The sequence below is a fragment of the Cuspidothrix issatschenkoi CHARLIE-1 genome (assembly GCF_002934005.1).
GTDB lineage: Bacteria > Cyanobacteriota > Cyanobacteriia > Cyanobacteriales > Nostocaceae > Cuspidothrix > Cuspidothrix issatschenkoi.
In genome coordinates this window covers 1-3,827 of the sequence record NZ_PGEM01000072.1, presented here as the reverse complement: position 1 = coordinate 3,827, position 3,827 = coordinate 1, and the positions used below count along the sequence as shown (strand labels likewise).

4 protein-coding genes are annotated in these 3,827 nt (G+C 35.8%); 3 read left to right on the top strand and 1 reads right to left on the bottom strand.

All coding sequences use genetic code 11. The features are described from left to right. On the bottom strand, positions 1–218 hold a 218-nt coding region (locus CUN59_RS21720), incomplete at its 3' end, for a hypothetical protein (RefSeq protein ID WP_207765404.1). An 81-nt stretch (positions 219–299) separates the two neighbouring features. Here CUN59_RS21720 and CUN59_RS10380 point away from each other — a divergent pair. From CUN59_RS10380 to CUN59_RS10370, 3 genes are all read left to right on the top strand, one after another. Continuing rightward, positions 300–1,484, top strand: a complete 1,185-nt coding sequence (locus CUN59_RS10380) for a glycosyltransferase family 4 protein (RefSeq protein WP_104387779.1) — start codon at positions 300–302, stop codon at positions 1,482–1,484. 6 nt (positions 1,485–1,490) lie between these two features. After that, positions 1,491–2,534: a CgeB family protein gene (locus CUN59_RS10375; RefSeq protein WP_104387778.1), complete on the top strand. Its 1,044-nt coding sequence runs from the start codon at positions 1,491–1,493 to the stop codon at positions 2,532–2,534. A gap of 192 nt (positions 2,535–2,726) precedes the next feature. Continuing rightward, positions 2,727–3,464 carry a class I SAM-dependent methyltransferase gene (locus tag CUN59_RS10370; protein WP_104387777.1) on the top strand — a complete coding sequence of 246 codons (738 nt, stop codon included), beginning with the start codon at positions 2,727–2,729 and terminating at the stop codon, positions 3,462–3,464. Positions 3,465–3,827 lie beyond the last annotated feature (363 nt).

The following is a 3,827-nucleotide window of genomic DNA, read 5'->3' as shown; positions in this document are numbered from 1 at the left end:
GGCTGTTCCCGATGAATTGGGAGGCCCACACTGTACCGAAGGTCAGTGTGTGGTAGTTCACAGATGATATTAAAACTACTTGTAATCGGCTCATTAGGGTTAATTGGCTGATTCTTGTGGATTACATAAGCGATCGCTTCCCTGTCCCTGGGTATGGCAACTGAATACATAATCTGATCATGACCAGATCCCCGACTTCTTTTATTGATTGTGTGCATAAATGATAAATTTCTCATAGAAGTCGGGGATCTTTTTGCTTTTGCCTTTTTCCACCTTTTCGGTAAACCCTAAACACAAAAATGATACGACTAGCATACTTTGTCTCTCACCCTATTCAGTATCAAGCCCCCTTACTACGTTTAATTGCCCAACAACCAGATATTGAGTTAACAGTATTTTTCTACAGTGATTTTTCTTTAAAAGCATATCAAGATCCTGGTTTTGGTAAATCAATTCAGTGGGATGTTCCCCTCACAGAAGGGTATAATTACCAGTTTCTTAAATGCTGGGGTAGTAAACAAAGAGATAGTTTATTCCGACAACCTATTGCGTCCAATATCTATCAATTACTAAAACAAGGACAGTTTGATGCTGTTTGGGTGCATGGTTGGGCATGGCTTTGCAGTTTACAGGCAATTTTAGCAGCACAGAAGTTAGGAATTCCAGTTTTGTTGCGTGGGGAATCTAACAGACTGAGTGAACCGAATCAGCCCATCAAGCAAAAAGCTAAACAAGTATTTCTGAACTGGTTATTTCCAAAAATTACTGCATTCCTTTATGTGGGAACTTTAAACCGTCAGTTTTACCGAAATTATGGTGTTAGTAAGGAACGTTTGTTTGCAGTACCCTATGCTGTTGATAATGACTTTTTTCAAAAAAAAGCATTAGTGGCTTATCACCATCGGGAATCTCTGTGTCAGTCTTTAAATTTAGAACCCGGTAGACCAATTATTTTATATGCAGCAAAACTGATTGATGTTAAACGTCCACAGGATTTACTAACAGCATATCGCCTATTATCTTCAGATGGTGTACAAGAACCAAAACCATATTTGTTGTTTGTGGGAGATGGTAATTTGAGGACAGAACTAGAAGCACAGGCAAAAGCAACAGGTTGGAACTCAATCCGATTTTTAGGATTCCGTAATCAATCAGAAATGCCTACTATGTACGACTTGTGTGATGTATTTGTTTTACCTTCTAGCTTTGAACCTTGGGGGTTGGCAATTAATGAAGTTATGAATGCGGGGAAAGCGGTTGTAGTTAGCGATCAAGTAGGTTGTGTTGCTGATTTAGTAATGAAAGGCGAAAATGGTTGTATTTTTCCTGTTGGAGATATTAAATTACTGGCAGAGGGAATACAATGGGCGATCGCTAATTCTGAAACAGCAGGAAAGATTAGCTTCAAGAGAATTCAAGATTGGAGTTTTCAGGAAGATGTGCAGGGACTAAAGCAGGCTTTATATTCTGTGGTAAGGAAGTAAATTACTATGCAAAAAGTATTGATTGTTGGACAAATATTGGAATTAGGACGAACAGAAGAAGTCTACGGCAGGGGATTTACAGATATTGGATGTGAAGTTAAGTATTTTACCTGGAAAGAAGCTGACCCCAGTTTATTTTCCCGTTCCTTACCTTATAAGGTAGCATGGCGTTTAGCATGGCAATTGTTGGCAAAGTCTGCTAATCAGAAATTAATGCAAGTAGCAGATAATTTTCAACCTGATTTAATACTTGTTATTTCTCCTAATTTAGTTGACCCCAAAACTATTAAATATTTACAGAAACACAGTTTACTATTCGTCTTTTTTACAGATAATCCTTTAGATAAACATCATACCCATAGTAATTCATGGATAACCCAAGGACTCCCACTATGGGATGCAGTATTTATATGGAGTCAACAGCTAGTTAATGAGCTTTCACAGCAAGGAATCAAAAATGTTGTTTTTCATCCTTTTTGTAGCGATGTAGAATACCATTTTCCCAAGCGAAAACCTAATCCTACTTATGATGTAGCTTTTATTGGTAATTGGGATGATAGCCGAAAAAGAGAACTTTATCTGAAAGCGATCGCTGATTGCCGATTAGGAATTTGGGGATCTGACTACTGGCTAACTCGTTGCCAAGAGGCTTCACTGAGTAGATTTGTCAAGGGAATGTGTAACTATAGCGAAATTCCTGATATTTTAGGTTCTGCCAAAATGGGATTAAATATTTTGCGTCCTCAAAATGAAATGGGTCACAATATTAGAACCTTTGAAATTCCAGCTTCTGGTACAATGATGTTAAGTGAGCGTAATCAAGAGTTACTAAATCTATTTGCAGAAGACAAAGAAGCAGTTTATTTTTCTAATCCAGATGAATTGAATCAAAAAGTTACCTATCTTCTTCAGCATGATAATTTGATTAATTCTATTGCTGAGGCAGGATATAAAAAATCCATGCAACATACTATTAATCAAAGAATTTCTGAGATTGTTTCAATTGTGAATTTTTCTAAAAAAGAAACCCTAAAGTCAGCAAAAACTTAATTATTTACAACAGAACATTTCCATTATGTTAGAAACAAATTAAAATTATGATGATTTTAGGATGGGTTTTAACATTACCTCTGAGGATTATTCCCCCTGTATTAGACCCTATTTTGGTGAAAATTGTTGATTATCCTGGTTATTCTATTTGCCTTCAATCTCACAAAAAATAAAAACCAAAGATTAAAGTTTATGGAAACCTCAAACAAATGGGTTGAAAATCTAAGAGATGGTGGTTATGAACATCATTGTTCTTCTCATAAAGATTTCACTAGAATCAAAAAATTACGCCGTATTTGGTTGGAAACAATCAAACGCACTCAAATTAACTCACCAGCAACAGCATTTGAATTGGGATGTGGTGGGGGTTGTCACCTAGCTGCTCTGGCTGTAAATGGATTTCAAGTGCATGGAATTGATGTCTCACCACAAGTAGTTGATAGATGCCAAAACTACTTAAATGAAGTTTCCCAATTTGCTGTCACACCTATTTCAGCAACTGTTGAAAATGCTGATATTTTTGAATATGAAACAAATGCTAAATACGATTTAGTATATCACTTCGGTGTCATTGAGCATTTTTTAGAATTATCAGAACGGATGATTGTATGGGAAAAGCTTTATCAATTAACAAAGCCTGGAGGGTGGATGATGTCAGCCGTTCCTAATGGCTCACACTTTTGGCGAGAATATATCAGGCAGAATAATCTATGTGGATACCATATTCCTGAAATTGATTATAGTGTTAAACTTCATCAGCAAGAATTTTTAGACAGTGGACTAGTAGAAGTTATCGCTATTCCTTGGAACTATTTTGGCTTTGCCGAAGGAATAGTTAAAGGGCGGTTTAGTAAGGGGTTAGCCAGAGTTGTTCATCTGTCAAGTAATTTATTAATGCCTTTAACCCACATTCCGCACTTCAAAAAGTAGCATAATTAAACTACATCAACAGTCAATCAAAACTTATGGTTTGAACAATTACGTATCAATAGCAAACAAAATTATGAACGCAAAAAGTTAAGCTTTTATGGGTGTTTAAAAGCTGTTTCAAAAACAATATTTAATTGAAGGTGTGTAATAAGTTATAAAAAAGATAACCGATAAAATCGTAAAACTATAGAGAATAGTTAAGTTGAAAAATAATATTTTTGACAAGCATTAGGTAAAAATTGCAAGATATGACAGTGTGACTCCGTTAAGTTCAGAACTCGTTGAAATCCTTGTATCATCAAAAGATGAATACCTTGGAAGCACTGAAATATCCATCTTAATGTGGGAGATTCTGTTGGTTTA